The 20,211-nt window shown below is 59.2% G+C and carries 18 protein-coding genes; 11 read left to right on the top strand and 7 right to left on the bottom strand.

Annotated features, from left to right (window positions below; genetic code table 11):
- The first annotated feature begins 688 nt into the window (after nt 1-688).
- Together ACYVRZ_RS12620 and ACYVRZ_RS12615 are read left to right on the top strand one after the other, a co-directional pair.
- A complete protein-coding gene (locus ACYVRZ_RS12620) occupies nt 689-1,570 on the top strand; it encodes a hypothetical protein (RefSeq protein ID WP_461227376.1) in 882 nt (293 codons plus the stop codon).
- Between the two features lie 12 nt (nt 1,571-1,582).
- A complete protein-coding gene (locus ACYVRZ_RS12615; protein WP_461227374.1) occupies nt 1,583-2,776 on the top strand; it encodes a hypothetical protein in 1,194 nt (397 codons plus the stop codon).
- A gap of 79 nt (nt 2,777-2,855) precedes the next feature.
- Here the strand turns inward: ACYVRZ_RS12615 and ACYVRZ_RS12610 are convergent, their stop codons facing one another.
- From ACYVRZ_RS12610 to ACYVRZ_RS12600, 3 genes are all read right to left on the bottom strand, one after another.
- Nucleotides 2,856-3,410 (bottom strand): Dps family protein, encoded by a 555-nt coding sequence (locus tag ACYVRZ_RS12610; RefSeq protein WP_461227372.1) that lies wholly within the window; start codon nt 3,408-3,410, stop codon nt 2,856-2,858.
- 100 nt (nt 3,411-3,510) lie between these two features.
- The gene (locus ACYVRZ_RS12605; RefSeq protein WP_225049352.1) at nt 3,511-3,741 is read right to left on the bottom strand and encodes a heavy-metal-associated domain-containing protein; all 231 of its coding nucleotides are present in this window, start codon (nt 3,739-3,741) and stop codon (nt 3,511-3,513) included.
- A 74-nt stretch (nt 3,742-3,815) separates the two neighbouring features.
- Nucleotides 3,816-5,690, bottom strand: coding sequence for a heavy metal translocating P-type ATPase (locus tag ACYVRZ_RS12600; RefSeq protein WP_461227370.1), 1,875 nt, complete (start codon nt 5,688-5,690; stop codon nt 3,816-3,818).
- Between the two features lie 138 nt (nt 5,691-5,828).
- Here ACYVRZ_RS12600 and ACYVRZ_RS12595 point away from each other — a divergent pair, with 138 nt between their 5' ends.
- The 3 genes from ACYVRZ_RS12595 to ACYVRZ_RS12585 all read left to right on the top strand — a co-directional run bounded on the left by ACYVRZ_RS12595 (nt 5,829) and on the right by ACYVRZ_RS12585 (nt 9,504).
- On the top strand, nt 5,829-6,968 hold the full coding sequence (locus ACYVRZ_RS12595; protein WP_461227368.1) for an Mbeg1-like protein: 1,140 nt from the start codon (nt 5,829-5,831) through the stop codon (nt 6,966-6,968).
- Nucleotides 6,969-7,346: 378 nt separating this feature from the next.
- Nucleotides 7,347-8,147, top strand: a complete 801-nt coding sequence (locus ACYVRZ_RS12590) for a Cof-type HAD-IIB family hydrolase (protein WP_461227366.1) — start codon at nt 7,347-7,349, stop codon at nt 8,145-8,147.
- Nucleotides 8,148-8,277: 130 nt separating this feature from the next.
- A complete protein-coding gene (locus ACYVRZ_RS12585; protein WP_461227364.1) occupies nt 8,278-9,504 on the top strand; it encodes an MFS transporter in 1,227 nt (408 codons plus the stop codon).
- Between the two features lie 140 nt (nt 9,505-9,644).
- Here the strand turns inward: ACYVRZ_RS12585 and ACYVRZ_RS12580 are convergent, their stop codons facing one another.
- Together ACYVRZ_RS12580 and ACYVRZ_RS12575 are read right to left on the bottom strand one after the other, a co-directional pair.
- Nucleotides 9,645-10,406 carry a nucleotidyl transferase AbiEii/AbiGii toxin family protein gene (locus ACYVRZ_RS12580; protein WP_461227362.1) on the bottom strand — a complete coding sequence of 254 codons (762 nt, stop codon included), beginning with the start codon at nt 10,404-10,406 and terminating at the stop codon, nt 9,645-9,647.
- A gap of 98 nt (nt 10,407-10,504) precedes the next feature.
- Nucleotides 10,505-11,092: a type IV toxin-antitoxin system AbiEi family antitoxin domain-containing protein gene (locus ACYVRZ_RS12575; protein WP_461227360.1), complete on the bottom strand. Its 588-nt coding sequence runs from the start codon at nt 11,090-11,092 to the stop codon at nt 10,505-10,507.
- Between the two features lie 686 nt (nt 11,093-11,778).
- On the opposite strand from ACYVRZ_RS12575, the gene ACYVRZ_RS12570 reads away from it, so the two are divergent.
- From ACYVRZ_RS12570 to ACYVRZ_RS12550, 5 genes are all read left to right on the top strand, one after another.
- Nucleotides 11,779-13,530, top strand: coding sequence for an extracellular solute-binding protein (locus ACYVRZ_RS12570; RefSeq protein ID WP_461227358.1), 1,752 nt, complete (start codon nt 11,779-11,781; stop codon nt 13,528-13,530).
- 1,300 nt (nt 13,531-14,830) lie between these two features.
- Nucleotides 14,831-15,625: a hypothetical protein gene (locus ACYVRZ_RS12565; RefSeq protein WP_461227356.1), complete on the top strand. Its 795-nt coding sequence runs from the start codon at nt 14,831-14,833 to the stop codon at nt 15,623-15,625.
- On the top strand, nt 15,622-16,149 hold the full coding sequence (locus ACYVRZ_RS12560) for a hypothetical protein (protein ID WP_461227354.1): 528 nt from the start codon (nt 15,622-15,624) through the stop codon (nt 16,147-16,149). The genes ACYVRZ_RS12565 and ACYVRZ_RS12560 overlap by 4 nt, the downstream gene beginning before the upstream one ends.
- 18 nt (nt 16,150-16,167) lie before the next feature.
- Nucleotides 16,168-16,773, top strand: a complete 606-nt coding sequence (locus ACYVRZ_RS12555) for an ATP-binding cassette domain-containing protein (RefSeq protein WP_461227352.1) — start codon at nt 16,168-16,170, stop codon at nt 16,771-16,773.
- A 110-nt stretch (nt 16,774-16,883) separates the two neighbouring features.
- Nucleotides 16,884-17,228, top strand: coding sequence for a hypothetical protein (locus tag ACYVRZ_RS12550; RefSeq protein ID WP_461227350.1), 345 nt, complete (start codon nt 16,884-16,886; stop codon nt 17,226-17,228).
- A gap of 602 nt (nt 17,229-17,830) precedes the next feature.
- Here ACYVRZ_RS12550 and ACYVRZ_RS12545 read toward each other — a convergent pair.
- On the bottom strand, nt 17,831-18,355 hold the full coding sequence (locus ACYVRZ_RS12545) for a P-loop NTPase family protein (protein ID WP_461227348.1): 525 nt from the start codon (nt 18,353-18,355) through the stop codon (nt 17,831-17,833).
- A 236-nt stretch (nt 18,356-18,591) separates the two neighbouring features.
- Nucleotides 18,592-19,425, bottom strand: coding sequence for a YitT family protein (locus ACYVRZ_RS12540; protein ID WP_461227346.1), 834 nt, complete (start codon nt 19,423-19,425; stop codon nt 18,592-18,594).
- A 162-nt stretch (nt 19,426-19,587) separates the two neighbouring features.
- Between ACYVRZ_RS12540 and ACYVRZ_RS12535 the strand changes: the two genes are divergently transcribed.
- Nucleotides 19,588-20,058: a Dps family protein gene (locus ACYVRZ_RS12535; RefSeq protein WP_262316862.1), complete on the top strand. Its 471-nt coding sequence runs from the start codon at nt 19,588-19,590 to the stop codon at nt 20,056-20,058.
- The last annotated feature ends 153 nt before the right edge of the window (nt 20,059-20,211 follow it).

The following is a 20,211-nucleotide window of genomic DNA, read 5'->3' as shown; positions in this document are numbered from 1 at the left end:
TCCCACCAGATGGACTCGGTCGGGCGGGTGTCGGACTCGGTGTTTTTCCTGAAGGACCAGCACATCCACGACGTTACCAATTCCGGGCAGGACATGATGGCCTTGTACACCGAGACCTTCCTGCAGGCCCCAGTCGCAAAGCCGTGAAACTCAAAAACCCCCTTCGCTTCCACGAAAGGGGCCTAGATAACGTGGCTTAGTCAACCAAGCTGCTGCCAAGAACCGTGCGACCGAACGGCGGCTTCGTGAGGCCCACGCCAGCTAAGGGTCGATAAGCTGAGAATATTTACCGGGTCATCCAAAAGTGTAAGCGTTTCATATCAACTGTACCGATTTTGTCTTGTTATATTACAGAGAGGACCAACCCATGCTCACCCAACTTCGCTTCGAGTTCAAGACCGCCCCCTGGCGAACCTACCTGGCCCTTTTGATTGCGCTGATCGGCCTATTTGTTTTTAGTATCGCCACCAACCAAACCGGCAAGGGCGGATACATGATGCGCGTCGGCCAAAGAGAGATTCCACTAATCACGAGCATGAACAAAACAACCATGCAGCAAACAATTGTCACTGAGGCAAGTCTAGAAGAATCAAATCTAGGTGGCCGGAACATCGCGGTTCAGGCTCGACGATTGATGAAGCCACTGGTTACCGCACTAAATGCTGGTAAGTATAATCGAGCCAACAGATTGACGCTTCAATACGCGACGAATAGTCCCGAAATCATCAGCCAACTGAACTATTTTTCCTACTTCAGCTTCGATTTTCTAACGCCGTCACCGGATAATCTCGTACACCTTCTGACCTACTGGCGGCAAATTGCCCCGAAACGCCTCCTTCAAGTCGACCAAGCAACCACTGCACTGACCATTTTGATGTTCTCACTCAACCTCGGGGACACCGCGACGCGACGGCTACCCACGTTACTGACCTATGGTATCCTGCTAGTTGCTATCACCGTCATCGCAACGACCTTCTTCGCGGATCAGCTGCGTCATCCGCCTATGCTCGGCGCAGTTGTTCCACTGCGGCCTAGCGCAGTGGCCCTGCTGCGCGGCCTGACCGCCTGGCTGATCGTCAACGTCGGCCTGCTCCTCGCCGCCGGCTTGGTGGTGGCGGCGCTGGCCCTGTCGCCCGAGCACGACCTGGGCCTTTGGCGCTTTCCGGTTCAGGTGCCGCACCTGAAGGTCATGCAGCTTGTACCCCTGTGGCAGATGCTGCTGCGTTACCTCGGGCTGTACAACTTGTGGTTCGGGCTGTTCATCAGCGCCGCTCACCTGATTCGCCAGTTCACCAAGGACGCCAGCGTCGCCATGTTCCTGATAGCGCTGTTGCCCTTCGCCGACTTTTTTCACCTGCTGGATCACCTGCCACGTGCCCTCGTTCACGCGCTACCCAGCTTCTACGTCAACCTGCCGGCCCTAGTCAACCATCAGTTGCAATACGTGAACTCCAGTGCCGTCACCGTCGTCCTGGTATTTGCCAGCTGGATGGTCGGCCTCTGGCTGATTGCAACGGCAATGGCGGCAATCCGCAGCCGGCGGCAGCTGCCGCTGGTCACGAACGCGTAGGAGGGACGGACTATGCTACTTTTTGAGCTTAAAAAACATTGGCGGCAAAAAATCAACTTAGTCACGCTGCTGGTTCTCCTGCTGTTGCTGCTCACGACGTTCCTCGGTCTCAAAACGACGCGTCCCAACGCCGCGGATGACGCAGACTCGACGCTCACCACCGCCTACCAAAGGGCATACGACGGCACCAATCAGCAGCTCGACGCCTTGGATGCGGTGAAGCCGCAAACCGCGGCAATCAAGAAGCACATGGCTTACCTGAAAACAGAGCGGCAGCACCTGCAAGACGTGATGATGGCCGCCAGCGGCATCTACAGCAACGCCGGCGACGCCACGGTCAAAAAGGGCCGCCGCGAGATGATTCGAACCATGCTGACCTACCAGAAGTACACGCTCCACTTGGCCCAGGCTCACAACCTGCAGTTCACCCCGATCAGCCGCGGCGGCGCGGCCGGCGCTTCCAGCGTGGCCGCCCGGCAGACGGATGTGCGATTCTACCAGTACCTGCTGGCCCACGACCTGTTCGAGCTGCCGCTGGCCAAGGGCAACGTGCCGGCCGCGAATTATTTGCTCAATACCTTTTTTAACAAGCTTTCACCCCTGATGCTGCTGATTTTTGCTAGCTTACCGGCCGCGGCCGTTCTGACCTTCGAGCGGCGCCGCGGGACGGCCGGCTTCGCTGCCACTCTGCCGGTCATCCCGGCGCGACCGTTGATCACCCGCATCGCAGCGGCCCTTCTCATCACGCTGCCGGTGGTCGCCGTGGCCATCGGGCTGACCTACTGGGTGGTCGGCCGAACCATGGGCTACGGTTATTGGCGCTATCCGCTAGTCGACGGGGCCGGGCGGCTGATGACGGCCGGTCACGCCTTGGCACAATATGGCGCCTTGCTAGCCGCGGCGGTGGTGTTGCTGGTCATGCTGGCCGCCTGCGTCGCCCAGCTGACCGCCAGCACCGGGGCCGTCGCCGTGGTCTGCGCCGGACTGATTGCCTTGGCACAACCCACCCTGCTCAGCTTCGGCCCGATTCGCGCCGCCAGCCGAATGCTGCCATGGGGGTACCTGCACTTCGATCGTGTCATCACCGGCACCACCCCTTGGCCAGCGTGGGGACCCAGCGTGGGGCTCGCGGTTCTGTTCGCCTGGGCGGGTGGCCTCTTCGCCCTCGCGCTGGCGCTGAACCGGCGCCGGCAGCGGGTGCGATAGCCGAGCCGCGACCGGCTTCTCGAAGGCAATAAAAAACGATGTCCAGAGTAATCTGGGCATCGTTTTGTACTGTCTGGGCTTAGTCCTCGTCGTCGTCGACTTCGACCAACCCCTCCCAGGCGGTCTTGCCGAGGAAGGCCTGGAGCTTGCGAACCTGCTGGTTGTTGTAGCCGCGCAGGCTGGTCAGGAAGGCGGCCATCGCCGGGCGGCTCTCGCGTTCGGCGAGCTTGATCGCGCGGTCGATGAACATGTTGGCGGTGGTGAAGTCATGCGCCGTCTGGTCGACAACCTGCGCGGCGTCCTCGTACTTCAGCCGCGGCTCCTCTTCGATTTTGGCGTAGCGCGTGTACTCGGCGACGGTGGCCGGCGGGAACTCGTTTTCGTCCAAAAGCACCCCGCCGAGCTCGTCGATCTGCTTACGGTTGGCGGCGATCAGGTCAGTGTAGACCTGCTGGAGCTGGTAACTCTGTGGCCCGTGAACGAACCAGAGGGCCTGGTGGAACTTGACGTCCAAGACCCACAGGTTGGCCAAAATGTGGCCGGTCATGGCGCCGGCGGTCGGCTTGTGGTGGTCGCGGTCGGCCTGTTCGACTTCGGCTTGATACTTGGCTTCAATGGCTTCTTTGCTTGGCATGTGAGATTCCTCCTGAGTGAATGTGCAGTTTTGATCGACTAAGAACAGCGACGTTTGGTTTGGTTTGGTTTGGTTTTTGGGGTGAAGCAGGCGCTGGCGGCTACAGGTCCTTGACCTTGACGCCTTGGACCTCGTAGCCCAGCTTGGTGACGACCTGGCTGAGGTCATCGGCGGAGACCTGGCTGTCGTCGAACTCGGCCTTCACCTTGCCGGCGTTGAACAGGACCTTGACGGCGCCGACGCCCTTGGTGTTCTTGACGGCGCCTTCGATCTTGGTCAGGCAAGACGGGCAGGTCAGTTCATCCAGCTGCATAATGATTTTCTTGTTCATAATCGGTTCCTCCTCTTGGTTGATAAGTCTATTGTAGGTGGGGCCGGCGGGAAAATAATTGACGCCGGTCAAGTTTAGTCAAGTTTTTCGGCGCGACCGCCGAAGTTGATCAGCCGCATCGCGTTGAAAATCACGACCAGGATCGAGGCCTCGTGAACGAACATGCCGGAGGCCATGTAGATGAAGCCGGCGACCAGGCCCAGCAGCAGGAAGGCCACGACCAGAATCGCAATCGTCACGTTCTCGCGGGTGTTGAGCACCGTCTTTTTGGCCAGGCGGTAGGCGTGAACCAGGGCCTTGAAGCTCGATTGCATCAAGACGACGTCGGAGGTTTCGATCGCGACATCGGTGCCGGAGCCCATCGCGATGCCGATGTCGGCGGTGGCCAAAGACGGCGAGTCGTTGATGCCGTCGCCGACGAACGCGACGCGCTGGCCGGCCGCCTGGAACTGCTTGACGAACTCGACCTTCTGATCCGGCATCAGCTCGGCGTGAACCTCATCGACGCCGAGGGTCTGGGCGACGTAATCGGCGGTGACCTGGTTATCGCCGGTCAGCATCACCAGGTGCTTGGCGCCGGCCTTCTTCAGGGCGGCCAAGGCGGCCTTGGCTTCCGGCCGCACGATGTCGGAGACGCCGATCAGCCCGGCGACCACGCCGGCGACTGCGACGATGATCAAGGAGCTGCCGGTTTGTTGCAGTTTGTGGACCGCGGCTTGTTGCTCAGGCGTGAGCGCAACGTGATGCGCCGCCAGCAACTTCTCGTTGCCGGCGCAGACGTCAACGCCTGCGACCTTGGCCGTGACGCCTTGGCCGCGAATGGTCTGGTGATCGGCCAATTCGAGGTTGAGGTTCAGCTTGCGGCGGGTCGCCTCAGCGATGACGGCGCGGCCCAGCGGGTGGTCCGACAGGCTTTCAAGCGCCGCGGCCTTCGCCAGCAGGTCGTCTTTGGTCCCGGTGAACACCACCACGTCGGAGACGGCGGTTTCGCCCTTGGTCAGGGTGCCGGTTTTGTCGAAAACAAAGGTGTCAATCTTGGCGAACTGGTCCATTGCCTCGCCACCCTTGACCAGGATGCCGCGCTTGGCGCCGTTGCCGATGCCGGCGACGTTGGAAACCGGGGCCCCGATGACCAAGGCGCCGGGGCAGCCGAGCACCAGCACGGTGATTGCCAACTTGAAGTCCTGGCTGATCAGCCCGACCACCAGCGCGATCAAAAGCACCGCGGGGGTGTAGTACTGCGCGAAGCGGTCGATGAACTTCTCGGCGTGGGACTTGGTGTCTTGCGCGTCTTCGACCAACTCGACGATTTTGGCGAAGGTGGTGTCGTCGCCGACCTTGGTCGCCCGGACGTTCAACGCCCCGTCGCTCAGAATCGTCCCGGAGAAGACTTGCTCGCCATTGGTCTTGCGAACGGCCCGGGACTCGCCGGTGACGGCGGCCTCGTCTGCGTAGCCGGAGCCGTCGACGACCACCCCGTCGACCGGGATGGCGGCGCCGGTTTTGACCACCACCACGTCACCGACCTCGACGTCATCGACGTCGGTGTCTTCGGTGGTGCCATCGGCCTGCAGCACCTGCGCCGTGGTCGGCGCCATGTCGGTCAGGCTGCGGATGGATTCGCGCGTCTTGCTCAGCGTTTTTTGCTCCAGGAAGTTCCCGAACAGGAACAAGAAGGTGACGATGGCGCTTTCGTTGTACTCGCCGATCACGAACGCGCCGATGACGGCGATGGTGACCAGAAGCTCAATTGAAACCACCTTCACTTTCAGCGCCTGGAAGGCGTGAACCGCGATCGGCACCACCGCGATCAGCGAGGCGATCGCCAGCGCCCAGGCGTAAAGCCAGCCGACATGCGTGAACTTGCCGGCGTAACCCAGCACAATCAGCGCCGCTGACAGCCAGGTGATGTGTTGACTGTGATCTTGCAACCATTTTTGAAATTTCATGATCCGCTCCCCTATCACTTTGATGACTCAAGTATAGGGGCCACGCGGCACAAAGAACTTGACGCGCGTCAAGTTCTGACAAAAAGTTAGTGGTAATTTGTGGCATACTAGAGAAAAGGACTTCGTGAGGTGAAAAACATGCTTAACTTGACCGGTTACGCCAAGCAGGTCGGCTCCCTTAGCTTCGCCCAGCTACCGCTGACCGCGGTCGACGGGGTGATTTTGGCCCAGCTGGCCTATTTTCCCTTCAATCTGATTGCGCCGAGCCTCAACCGGCTGGGCGACCTGCCGCCAGCGGCCTTCACCGCCCTGACCCAAGACACCTGGAAGCCCGGCCCCAACGCGGCGCTGCTGGCCGTCTTGGCCCATCAGCCACGCTTTCGCGACATCCGCGTTCACGACGCAGTGGATCAGCTCGACGCGGCGCTTGAAAAACAGTTCTCCGCCGTCACCTTTTCCCTGCCCGGCGGCCAGCACGTGCTGGCCTTTCGCGGCACCCGGGCGGCCTTCGTCGACTGGAAGGAGGACTTCAACATGGCCTACCTGAAGACGATTCCGTCGCAACGCGCCGCCTTGGCCTACCTCGAAGGCATCGCGGCGCGGTTCCCCGGGCCGCTGACTTTGGTCGGCCACTCCAAGGGCGGGACGCTTGCGACCTACGCCTTCGTGAAGGCCCCACCTGCGCTGCAAAACCGCGTGACCGCGGTGTACAACGCCGACGGTCCCGGCATCGGGACGGCCGTCGTCCCAGTACTGCGGTCGCGCATTCACAAGCTGGTGCCACAGAGCAGCCTGATCGGGACGCTTTTTGACCCGGACCAGGAGTACCAAGTGATCCAAAGCACCGCTCACGCCCTGGGCCAGCACGACCCGTTCAGCTGGCCGGTGCAAGGTCACGCCTTCGTGCCGCTGGCCACGACGGACGGGCTGTCGCAATACGCCCAGCGCAGCATCGCCGCCTGGGTCGCGGAGCTGGACGCCGCCACCAAACGCGCCTGCCTGGACGCGGCCTACGCGCTGGTGCTGCGAACCGACGCCAGCACCTTCGCCGAGCTGCGCGGCCAGCTGCCGCAAAGCGCCAAGGCGATTTTGACCGGGCTGCGCGACACCGACGCGGCCACCCACGCCAACTGGCGCCGGGCCGTGACCGCCTTGATCGCCGCGCTTTGGGCCAGCCTGGAGCCGCCGGCCTGGCACCTGCCGGCCCCGGTGGCGGCCAGGCTGCCCGAGCTGAAGCAGCTGATGGCGCGGCTGCCCAACCCGTGGCAGCACGACTGAGCCGCGGAAGTTGCCAGTAAAATGCGCCTATCGTATAATATGGGTGGAACAGGCGACGTAGCGTCTGTCAGGTACCCCGCAGCGATTGTGAGCTGGCATGCACGGGCTGTGGCGCCTTAAAGGCCGGGGATGTGTAAACCTCGAACCAGCAATGAAAACATCCCAAGACAAAGGCGTCCGAGCGATCGGGCGCCCTCTTTGCATACTTTGCCGGCTCGCACCCATCGCTCACAACTCCGTGCGAACTCGCCGCCGGGCCCTTACCCGTCCCAGCCGGGGACGCCCCCGCCCCGCCGCTTTCCTTGCCTCGCCTGGGCCGGCCGGCTACACTGACAGTGTAGGAAGCTGATTGTTCCACGTGAAACGGGAGGCGCGACAATGACAATTCCACTGGTGTTCAGCGATATTGACGGTACCCTGCTCGACGAACGGCACGTGCTGCGGCCGGCCGTGATTGAGGCGGTGCGAGATTACACCGCGGCAGGCGGCCGCTTCTGCCTGGCCTCGGCGCGGCCGCCGCAGGCCATGGCGGCGATTGCCACGACGCTGGCGGTGACGCTGCCCCTGGTCGCCTTGAACGGGGCACTGATCGCCACGCACCACCCCGACGGCACCACCACGCCGCTGTTTTCACAGCCGCTGGCCGCAGGTGTGGCCCAGGCGGTGCAAGATTGCGTGACCGCTCGCGGCCTGGCCATCAGCGTCAACGTGTTCGCCGGTCCCAACTGGATCGCGGCCCCGAGCCCCTGGGTCGCCCAGGAGGCGGCGATCACCGGCACGGCCCCGACTGACGGCGATGTCGCCGGCTTCTTGGCCACCGGGCGGCCGGTGCATAAGCTGCTGTGCATGGGCGAGCCGGCGGCGATCGATGCGTTGCGCGACGCCGTGCAAGGCTTGCCGCTGACGGCGGCGCGGTCCAAGCCGACCTACCTGGAGCTCACCCACCCCGCCGTGTCCAAGGCCCAGGCGCTGCGTTTTTTGGCCGGGCATTACGGGCTGAGCCTGGCGCAGACCATGGCGCTGGGCGACGGCGACAATGACATTCCGATGCTTGAGGCGGCCGGCGTCGGCGTCGCCTTGCACAACGCCAGCGCCGGCCTGCTGGCCATCGCCGACCACGTGGCGCCGGCCAACACGGCGGCCGGCGCGGCGGTGGCCATTCGCCGCTTCGCGATGTGACAGCCAATGTGACACGCGGTCACTCGCTGGTGCCGCCGCTTGCAAAAAGTGCGATACTAGGAGTTATGGTTTTCAGAAATTATTAACCGTGCCGGTGCCGCTGCACCGGCCGAAAGGAGGCGCCACTCCCATGGATGATGCACAACGCGAACGTGGCCCATGGAAGAAAAATCTCTACGTGCTGTGGTTTTGCACCTTCGTTGCCGGCATCGCGTTCAGCGAAATCATGCCGTTTTTGTCGCTTTACGTCAGCCAGATGGGCGATTTTTCCAAGCAGGAGCTGACCTTTTGGAGCGGGTTGATCTACGCCGTCACCTTCCTAATCACGGCGATTGTCTCGCCGCTGTGGGGCAGCTTGGCCGACCGCACCGGCCGCAAGGTGATGCTGATTCGGGCGAGCCTGGGCATCGCGGTGTCGATGGCCTTGATGGGGCTTTGCACCAACGTCTGGGCGCTGTTCGCCTGCCGCTTCTTTCAGGGCTTCTTCTCCGGCTACATCCCCAACGCCCAGGCCCTGGTGGCCTCGCAGACGCCTCGCACCAAGGCCGGCGTCGCGTTGGGTACCCTGGTCACCGGCTCGGTGTCCGGGACGCTTTTTGGCCCGATCGTCGGCGGGATCTTGGCCCAGATCTTCTCGATTCGCAACACCTTCTTCATCACCGCGGCGCTGCTCACCGTGGTCTGCCTGATGTCGGCGTTCATGGTCGAGGAGTCCTTCGTACCGGTCAAACGCGTCCAGGGAGCCCCGCACGAGTCGCTGTTGCACAAGGTCGCCGACCCCAAGCTAATCGTGATTCTGTTGGTCTCGACCATGATTGTGCAAACCGGCAACGCGTCGATTTCACCGATCATCTCGCTGTACATTAAGGAACTGATGCACAATCAAGGCGCCATCACCGTGGTCGCCGGCATCATCGCGGCGTTGCCCGGGATCTCGAACATTTTGGCGGCGCCGCGGCTCGGCCGCTACGGCGACAAGCACGGCTCCGGGCGGGTGTTGATCGGCTGCTACCTGTTCGCGGTGCTGGTCTACTTTCCGCAGGGCATCATCGGCAGCGTCGTCGGCCTGGGCGTGTTGCGCCTGTTCGTCGGCATTTCCGACGCGGGACTGTTCCCGACCATCCAGACCCTGCTGACCAAAAACACGCCGCCGGAGACCACCAGCGCGATTTTCTCATGGAACCAGAGCTTCCAGGCCCTGGGCAACATGTTCGGCGCCTTCCTCGGCGGGACGCTGGCCGGCCTATTCGATTACAACGTGGTGTTCATCTCCACGGCGCTTCTGCTGTTGATCAACCTGATTGTGCTGCGCGTCACGGAACCCAAGCTGCTGCGGCGAACAGACCGCAAGGCGTGAGCGACTGAGTTTTCGCCCCACCAGTTGTTATTGAGGATGCAAAACGGTCTGTCAAATCCGAGCCTCTCGGATTTGGCAGACCGTTTACTTTTGAACCGAATTAACGCTCCGATCCCGTTGACGCGCCGCCCATACGCCGCTCATCCATCTGCACGTTCACTTCGGCGAATTAACTCGGCGATGGCGTCACAAGCGGCAGAAAACGTGATGCCGCGACTATATGCAAATGCCTTTTGGTAACGCAGCCAGCGTTCGTTCAGCGTACGCGAGTGAGCTAATTCTGTCGCGATGCTCGCGTATTCGGTCAGTATCGGCACGGCCGCGCGTCGTGCGGCCGTCGCTCTGATTGCAGCCCGTAGCGTTTTGAAGCTGAGTTCGTCACCCCGTACTTTGTCGAACAGGTACACATCGTAGTAATCCTTCATGCGCGTGTTGGCCTCTTGCCGGGTCACAATCGTCTCAAGTTTCTCGGCCAAAATGGTCTCCATGTTGTAAGCCATCACCAAGATATCCTGCTGGTTAAAAAGTGTACGGTGATGCCACGAAATTTCGCGCGGTGTGATGACGTCTCCCGTTGAAACATCAACCTTAGTGTCAATGACGCTTCCGAAAACAAGGGCCTGCATATGAACGCGATAGCCCGTGTATTCTGCATCTTCTCTGATTGGTTCGACGTGTGTCATGGTCAACTGGATATCGTTCTCGGGCGTATTCATGTTCACAATGTCACTGAAAACATCACTTATTTTCGCAACCGTCACCGGTAGTCCCTTGATTGCGGTATCCATATCTCGCGTCGACCGCGTATCAACACCCAGCATGGAGGCAATCAGGAAACCGCCTTTTAGGATTAAATTGTTGCGGTACGACGAGTGGGAAATCCGATCTGCTATTTCGTCCAACACCACTTCCTGCAAAAGAATCTGAGGATCGACCCGCTATTCTTTGGCCAGATTTCTGACCTTGGCCTTGAACTGCTGACCACTCGTGAAGCCCAGGTTCATAACAAGACCTCCAAATAGTTGTCAATTCGACTTCGGACATTGAACAGGTTAGCATACTCAATCAGTCGGCCAATATTGCGCTGCTTCATTCGGGTATATTCGCGCATTGCCTGGCGAATTGTCTCCGAGTCCGACTGATCACGCGTCCGCAAAATATCGCAAAGCGTTCGCTCAATATTGTAGACCCGAACAAGGTGTTGCCCCGGTGTCATCACCTCCTCAATACCCAGCTCGTACCAGTCGCGCTTTTGGGTAAAAACATCCACCGGATACGCAGATATTCTAGTCGCATGGTAACCGGCCGGAAAATTCATCTGGTAACGCTCAGGTGTTCGATCCAACATGTGGTGCAAAAAAAGCGCCGTATCTTTGAAATAAACGCCACGACTGAAGCGATACTGCAAGCTAGACATGTCATCCTCAAAAATGGCCGGATCAATATACACACCGCGTTCGATCCGCTCCAGCTCACCACGTTGAGCCAGACTAAATAATATACGCGGATTCAATGCCGTAGCCTTCAAATCTTGGCTAGTAATCTGACCATTATTTCGGCGTAAGATATCACGAATTTGCTGTTCCACGTCGAATCCCTCCGGATGTAGTTTCAAACAGGTTTCTATTATAACACCCCGTTTAAAACTACACACTAAGGCAAGCTGACGGGCGATCAATGACTCGAAACAGCCTCACCACCGAACGCATACATCGTTGAAATTTTGGCGGCCGTCCCTTCTCACCCATACCCACAAACGAACTGCCCCGGGGCGGCTAGCTCGGTCCGGTCACTGAGCCAGGCCCGGGCTCACCGCCCCGCCCTGCGCTACCCGTCCGGCTAACCGCCCCGCTCCGCCCTCTCTTTCAAACGGGCTCCGTCGCGCAACGCGGGAGCGGCCTGCTACGCCGCGGCGTTTGGGTCGAAACCCACGCCCCAATCGCCACGGCTAGGCATCCCGTCCCGCTAAACCCGCGCGGCTCCGCCCTCTTATATTCATTCGCACGACTCGTCCCATCGGCGGTGGCATAGGCCGGCGGTGAAACGCGGCGTGGAAGCGATTGCTGGTCAGTTATATTAGTTAGTTTTCCAAACTATCGTCGAACCAATTCGTCGACATTCGGCCCGGTTGGTCCCATGCATTCCCATCAAATAGCGCCTGTAAGCGCTTGCCCAACTTGGTATTGTTGACTATACTCAGTTGTGTGTTGCGGCACCGTCTGCCGCAGCTCGAACGCCGTGCGGGGGCACGGGAAAAACTGGGAGGTTTTTGTGATGCATAGAAAAGTAGCGATCTTAGCGACAGCCGCCGCGACCATTCTGGCGCTGGCGGGGTGCAGCACTGGCAACAAGGCCGACACCGACAAGAAGGCCGCCAAGGATGACGGCAAGGAGCTGACGGTCACCGTTTACGATGACCTGGCGAACTACGCCGGCATCGCCAAGGGTTGGTATGCCAACTACATCAAGGATAAGTTCAACATCAAGCTGAAAATGGTCTCGCCTAACGTGGCCGGCGGTGGTTCCACGCTTTTTGACACCCGCACGGCGGCGGGGAACCTCGGCGACCTGATCATTACCGGCACCACCCACACCAAGAAGCTGGTCAAGGCTGGCCTGCTGGCGGACATGACGCCTTACGCCGATGGCATGACCTACATCAAGAAGTACAAGGCCAGCTCCGACGAACTGGCCAGCATCGCCGGCAAAAAAGGCCTGTGGGGCCTGACCACCGGCGTCTCCTCGATGTCGCCGACCAAGCCTTCCGAAGGCCAGGAACCGGCGGCCGCCCCGTACATTCGCTGGGACCTGTACAAGGAAATCGGCTACCCGAAGATCAAGACCATGAACGACCTGGTGCCGGTCCTCAAGAAGATGCAGGACCAGGCGCGTAAGGACACCGGCGACAAGGACATCTGGGCCGTCTCCCTGTTCAAGGACTGGGACGGCACGAACATGCAAAACGCCGCGCAGAACCTGTCCTTCTACGGTTGGGAAATCAACCAGGGGACCGTTTTGAGCAAGGGCAACGGCAAGGCCTACCAGAGCATCGTGGCCAGCGACAGCCAGTACGTCAAGGGCATCAAGTTCCTGAACCTGTGCAAGCAGGCCGGCATCCTCGATCCGGACTCCTCGACGCAGACCTGGACGCAGATCGACACCAAGGTTCGCTCCGGCAAGGTTCTGTTCTCCTGGTGGAACTTCCTGGGCATCTCCGGCTACAACACCTCGGCCAACACCGCGCAGGGCAAGGGCTTCGCGCTGGCGCCGGTCCAAGATCTGAACGTCACCTCCAACGGCGCCTCCCCGGCCGGCGGCGTCACGATGATTGGCATCGGCAGCAAGGCCAAGAACAAGACGCGGCTGGTTAAGTTCATCAACTGGCTGTACTCCCCAGAAGGCGTTCAGGTCAGCCAGGCCGGTAACATCGCCTGCGCCGGCATCAAGGGCGTGATGTGGAAGATGCAAGACGGCCAGCCCGTTTTGACCAAGCTCGGCGACAAGATTCTCAACGACGACCAGAACACCAAGATGCCGAAGAAGTACGGCGGCACCTCGTTCCAAGACGGCCTGAACCCGCTGAACTTCAAGACCGTGCTGCAGTACGACAAGGACCCAACCACCGGCCAGGCCTACAACTACAACATGTGGCCTTCCGTGATCAAGGCCTCCGAGACCAAGCTGAGCAAGGATTGGTCCAAGCACATGGACGGCGCGACGTCGACCATGGACTACTTGGAGAAAAAGAACCAGCTTGAAATTGCCGCCGGCGTGGCCTACACCGCACCGGAAGACCCATCCGTCATCGCCACGCAGCGCAGCACCATCGGTCAGCAGGTCACCAACACCACCTGGAAGATGATCATGGCCAAGACCGACACCGAGTACAACAGCCTGCTGGCCAACATGCAAAAGACGGTCAACGGCCTGGGCTACAAGGACGTCAACAAGTACGACATGAAGAACGCCAAGGCCAAGAACAAGATGCGCAAGGACGTCATCAAGGAATACAAGGCCGATAAGTAAGCGCATTTAGCCATCGTTTCTCCTACCCTAACCCGGGCAGCGCCGCCCCACCACGCGACGTTGCCCGATACAAACCCCAAACAAGCGGCGCCTGTTCTGCCAGACAGGCGCCGTTTTGGTATGCCCAAAAGTTGCGGGGGCTCGTGGGTGGTAACCCGGCGGTCAGTCACGTTGGCCCAAGCGCAAGACGCCGCGTTTGCCAGCACACGTTTGAACCAGCGAAACGTGTGACCCCGCCCCACACGCGCAATTAACAGACGTCATATTATTTAACCCGGTGAATGTTCCGAGGAACATTCTTTCTGAGAATCCTTAATGGATAAGGCGTGCCGAACAAAACAATAAATTAATACGAATTCAAAACAAGCCGTGGTATACCGCGAATAAATCACGGGTGGCCTCGTTGGAACACCTGTTTCAGCAAATTCATCCACGGCTGAACGTGTTACAGCGAACAGAAATCTCGAAGGGGGAATATAGTGCTTGATAAATAAAGCAAGCGCTTGTAGACTTTCCCTGGATGGCAGAAGTAATCAAGAAAGCTAGGATTTCATTGTTTCGATTTGTCATCTCAATCCGCCGTCCAATGCTTGTCATGACACGTATTATCTTCTGTACTCTTGGGTGAAGTACAAATGAAAGGTGTGGCATTTCAAATGAAACAGCGAAAGCAAAAATCGATAAACGTATGCGTTCGATTATTCTGTAGTCTCGCCGTCCTATTAGTCGGCGGTAGTCTCTCCACCGTGTTCGCCGGCTCAAAACTCGTATCTGGATCAATTGGCAGCGTGCCAGGCTGGGGTCACTACCGCGTCGACCACAAACATGGCGATAAGAAGATCACAGTTTCGAAAATGGCAACCTTTAAGGGAACGTCGTGCTCAGCACTACTTCATGGCAGCCTCGCCATTACCACATCAAAAAGTGTCGCGGTTTCAAACTGGGCCAAATTTGGTCTCAGTGTCTCACACGCGACAACCACCGCCAAAAAAGGAACGACGTATTATGGTGCCTACAAAACACATCCTTGGGAGCCCAACAACGGACAATGGGCTAAGTACAAATTCAGTAGCGACACACTCTTCTGATTGTTCGCTGTCCATCACCTTAACTTGATAGGTTCTTCTAACTCGGCGCTGTGTGTGAGTTTAAAGCAAGCTCATAGATGCCGCCATCCAGCGACGTTCGGTCATGTAACTTGTTTTATCGCGAGTTATAGGTCAGCCATCGATCGCCGCTTTTTATGTTGATGGACGCGACACAACATTATTCGTCACTTATAACAGCGGAGGTGGATGCGATGTACGTTGGCATTTATCACTACAGAGGCCTGCGCCTCAGACTATTTCTCTTTTTCCTCATCATTTTAGCGGTTGCACTCTTTAGCTCGGACTATCTCGGCTACGCTGTAGGTCCGGTCAACGGGATAGAGGCCTTGGCGTGGCTCACAGACCCGGGAACCAGTTTTCTCTCGGCACTCGTCATCTTTAGCGGCACGACGCTGATCGCCGGTGATTATTTTAAGCAAATTCAGCTCAGTGGGACGAGTAATCTACTCATTATTCGTAGTCAAACACGCCGTTGCGCAACTCTTAAGGCTTATGTCACCATCTTCTTAACGACGTTCATGCTCATGCTCAGCACCTTCGTCTTGGTTGGTCTTGCCATTCATCTTCTGCGATTTCCAATGGTATTCAACAATCAACAGCTGGTCGAGGAGCTGCAGTTTGGTTACTCATGGGCGAGTCTGATATGGATTATCTTCTCTAGAGCTTTGGGGATTTCGGTCTTCACAATGTTCGCATTTGCGGTTGGCTTATGGATTCCACGTCTCGGATTGTACCGTCTCAGTGGTCTGATTATCTCACTGACGATGTATCTTGGGGTTGCCACGATGGGTGATATCAGCTGGTTGCGCATGGTTGGCGCAGCGTTATTTCTGCCTAACCTAATTGCACCGACGACAGTAGCAGATTTTGGCCCGTACCTTCTTCACATCTCACCAATCTTATTACAGAGCCTATCCATTATTATCTACCTAGGTCTAACGTGCCTGCTGACCGTGTCCTGGCGACACCACGAGGCGGTAAAATGAAGCCTATCGTTCGAATTAGCTACACACCCGGCGCCTATCTGATTCTTATCGTTGCGGGTATGATCAGTCCCTTACTCTCATTGACCTCAAAGCAGCCGGCGGGTTACGAACTGATGTATGGATTTGTGACGAACAACATATCTTATACGTCGAACATCTTGTTCATTGTTCTTTTGACGTACCACGTCACCTTTCTGCTCCACCTGGAAGGTCTGGCGGTGCCACGAATCAGCTTGAGTGATTTTCAACTAGCTGGAATGGTCGTCCTTCTGCTAGACACCGTCCTTTACGCGATAATCCAGTACGGTCTCGAGTTTGCTTTATTCTCCGCAACCAAGGTGAGACCCGTCGTATTTGTGGTCTTCTGCACAGGCAACTTCTTCATGTTGGCCATACTAGCACTCATCATGTTCACGTCGTTTTATCACCATCACGTCTACATCACAGCCGTTGGGACCATCGCGTTGGAAATTGCGACCCATTTTTTCATTGTGCGGCCATGGATTGAGAACGTTGTCTTTTGAGAATGGAGGATTACCCTAATGAAAATTCAAGATGTCTCCAAGCAGTTCATGGGGCAACACGTGCTGTCCCACGTGAATTTAAGTGTCGACCACGGTGACGTGGTTCACATTTCCGGACACAACGGCTCGGGCAAGTCGACGCTGCTCAAAATCATCGCAGGACTGACCAAGCCCGATCACGGCACGGTCACTTTGGCGCCGGAGGAACGCATCGGCGCGTTGATTGAAAATCCCGGCTTCGTGGAAACCGAGACGCTTCGCGCCAACCTCAAGTTCCTGCTCAGCATCCAGCACCGTGTGACGCTGGACCACGTGGTGCCGTTGCTCACCGCTTTTGACCTCACCCTCTCTAACCGGGCGCCGATGAAGAAGTATTCGGTCGGCATGCGGGAGAAGGCCGGCATCATCCAGGCCGTGATGGAGGACCAATCGCTGATTCTGCTGGACGAGCCGACCCGCGGCCTCGACGCCGACGCCGTGGCCGCCTTGGTCACACTGATTGCAGGGCTGGCCGCCGAGGGCAAAACGCTCATCGTCGCCTCACACGACCAGGCGACCCCAATCGCCTACTCAGCCCATTACCAACTGGAAGGCGGCATTCTCTCACGCCAAGCCGACGCCTGACGCTCACCGCGCTGGGCTGGCTGGGCGTCAACGCGTATTTCTGCTACGGCCTAGGGCTGGGCCAAACGCAGAGTCACGCCTTACTGCTGACGTTCGCGCCGGGTCGCGCGATGTTCGTCCTGATGCAAAGCGGCCTCATCGCCCTGGCCGCCTGGCTGGGCGGCTGGTGGGTGCAGACCTTCACGCCGGCCTATTCCTTGATTGCGGTGCGAGGCGGGGTTCGCACTTACCGGCGGCTGTTGGCCGCTCAGCTGGCGCAGTGTCTGGCCTGCCTGCTGATTGTCAACCTGGCGCTGGCCGCCGCAATCGGCACCTTGACCACCGGCGGCGCCATCGCGCTGACGGTGACCACCACGCTCGGCCTCACGCCGCACCTGCTGCCAGACAACGGCTGGAACACGCCGGCCGCCTTCGTGCTGATGCTGGTGCTGCGCGTCGCCAGCGGCCTTTTGTGATTACGCCTCACTGCACAGCTTCGGGTGAACCCAAACAAGGCGACCCTGCCGCCTTGGCCGCTCGACGTCAATGCGGCAGGGCCGTCAGTGCATTCTCCGTGATAATCAAAAACCGCCGCAACCCAAAAGTTGCGGCGGCCGCGCCGAAGCCACCGGACTCACACTGTCCGGTGGCCTTGGCCTGATTCGGTTAGGATTCTGTCTTCGTCTTACCAGCTTCGTGGTGCGGGTGGTACACCAGTCGTCCCTGTGACCGCACGGCTACCCCACGCGGTGGGTGGCGGTCGCAGGACTGCAACGGCTGGGTGGAAGTCCTTCCCCCTGGTTTCTCCTAGGATCAGGAGTTGCACTAAAGCTCTCAAGTTTAAAGTCGTGTGGCAATACACTGCGACTTGGCATGGGTCTGGTACTGGAGGCGCTTGCACTCCGGACCGTTCCCGCGCGGTGGCTACTACGGCGACCGTGGCTTTGAGTCGTCGCCCCACGCTAAGATAATCATCTGCTGGTAGCTTAACACCGGACCAATTTCCCGTCAAACAATTTGACTCGCGCTTGCGAAACCCGGCCGGCAGCAGCCGTTGACCGGTCATTTCCAGGATGTGTCACCGCGTCAGCGCCGCCAGCACCGCGGCCTTTTCCCGGGCGTTATGGGCGACCCACAGCCGCTGGTTCGGTCGCCGGGCGGCCAGCAGCGGCGCGATGTTTTGGCCGAACCGCGCGTTGTAATCCCAGACGTAGCAAAGAAAGTCCAGGTAGTCGCGGTCCAGGTGCTCGACGAAGCCCGGTGCCATGTCTGGGCGGGTGCTAGGGTCGCGGCGAAAGGCCAGCGAGCGGCGAATCACTCGGGCAATCGACACCACCCGCGGCGCCGTCAGCAGCACAATGGCGTCGGCCTGTTCCAGCCGCAGTGGCATCGTGCCGCCGTAGTTGCCGTCGATGATCCAGTCGCGGTTGGCCGCCATGAACGCGCGTTGCGCCTGGGCGAACTTGAGCTTGGCAACGTGGCCGTAATCCATGGTGTGCCACACGGTGTCCAGGGACAAAAGCGGCCAGCCGGTGGTCGCGGTCAGCCGCCTGGCGAAGGTCGACTTGCCGGTGCCGGCGTTACCAATCAGCATGATGCGCATGTTGTGTTCCTCCTTGTGATGAGCTGTCTTTCACAATAAAACGCCGCCGGCCGAGCCGGTTCCCCCGTCGAACGGCCGCGGTCCCCCTGCCGGCTTCCCCGATGTGGCGCGACGCGGGGCGGCTGCCCGGTTGGCGCCGCATGATTCAACCGGCGTTGCGGGATTCGCCCAACGGCACAGGGTTCGCCCAACAGTGCGGGGTTCTGTGGCTGCCGGCACAACGCTGGCAACCGGTCTCACAGCAGCTTGCTCAGCTGCAGCCCCCGGACGCTTCGCACCTGATCGGCGACAATCAAGGCGTTCGGATCGGCGGCAGCGACGATCGCCAGTGCCTGGGGCCAGGCCGCGTTGGTGCAGACGAAATACAGAATCTCCTGCGGCCTTTGGCTGTGAAAACCGGTCGCAGCAAGCATCGTCACCCCCTGCCCCAAGGCATCGGTCAGCGCCTTGGCGATCGCCTGGTTGTGCGGCGACACCACCATCAGCGAGTGCTTGGCGCCGAAGCGGTCGAGGTAGCGGTTGAGCACCACCGCCGACACGTAGAGCTCAAGCACCGTCAGCAGCATGTTTTGAAAGCCGATGATTAGCCCCGACGGCACCGCGACGCACAGGTCGAACATCAAGGTCGCCGTGCCGTTCTTCATGCCGAAGTACTTGTTGATGATTTTGGCCAAAATGGTGCTGCCGGCGACGGTGCCATTGGCGCGAAGGATGATGCCCATCGCTACGCCCATCAACACGCCGCCGAACACCGCGGCGATCACGGACTGGCTGGTGTGGTAGCCGGCGATCACCGGCAGCCGCAGGAACCCGGAGATGCACAGGATCGCCCACAGCGTGTAGCCGATGGTTCGGCGGTCCAAAAAGCGCAGTCCGAGCACCAGCACCAGGCCGTTGAGCACCAGGTTGGTCAGCGCCGGGCTGATGTTCAGCGCGTAGTAGCCGATGGTCGTCAGCCCGGTGACCCCGCCCTCGCCGATGCGGTTGGGGATCAGGAAGTAGTTGATTGCCAGCGCGTAAATCGCCGCACCTAGGGCGATCAGCGCGGCGTTTTGTGCCATTTTTCTCATTCTAATGCCTCCAGTCCAACCTTCACATTCTACACCCGCAGGCGCCGTCCCGCTTGAGCATATTTCTTGGGTCCGCGTCGCGTCGTCGGTTACACTATAAGGGTCGATTGGAAGCGCTGGCACGCGCCTGCACGGCAGGCGCATTAGGAGGAGAAACAGATGATGAGTGTTCCACAGACCAAGGAAACCCTGAACCAGCTGGTAGCAGACCTCAGCCAGATGAGCGCGGTGGTTCACCAAGTTCACTGGTACATGCGCGGTCCCGAGTTCCTGCACCTGCACCCCTTGATGGACGACTTCCGCGAGGACCTCGATGAACAGCTCGACGAAATCGCCGAGCGGCTGATCACGCTGGACGGCGAGCCGGTGTCGACGCTCGAGGAATTCGCCGACCTCACCGGCATCAAGGACGAGCACGGCACATTCGGCACCCCGACGCCGGAACGCCTGGCCATTTTGGTCGAAGGCTACCGTTACTTGGCCGACGTCTACCAGCACGGCATCGAAGTATCCGGGGCGGAAGGCGACGACACCACCCAAGACATTTTCATCGGCTTCAAGGGCGCCACGGAAAAGCGCATCTGGATGCTGCAGGCCCAGCTGAACCAGGCCCCGCTGTTGGCGGAAGAATAGAGGACAGAACCCGGCGCATTTAGCGGCCCCAGTTTACAATTCAAGTGCAACACCCTGACGACTAGACCAAAAAGGCCATGAAGACCTATTCTTGTTAGTGCTAGCTAAACAAGAAAGCAGGAATCTTCATGACCCACTCTCAGACTAACACCC

It is taken from the genome of Lacticaseibacillus suihuaensis (assembly GCF_054785075.1).
Note: the sequence above shows the minus strand (reverse complement) of the source record. Positions and strands in the feature narration are given on the sequence as shown.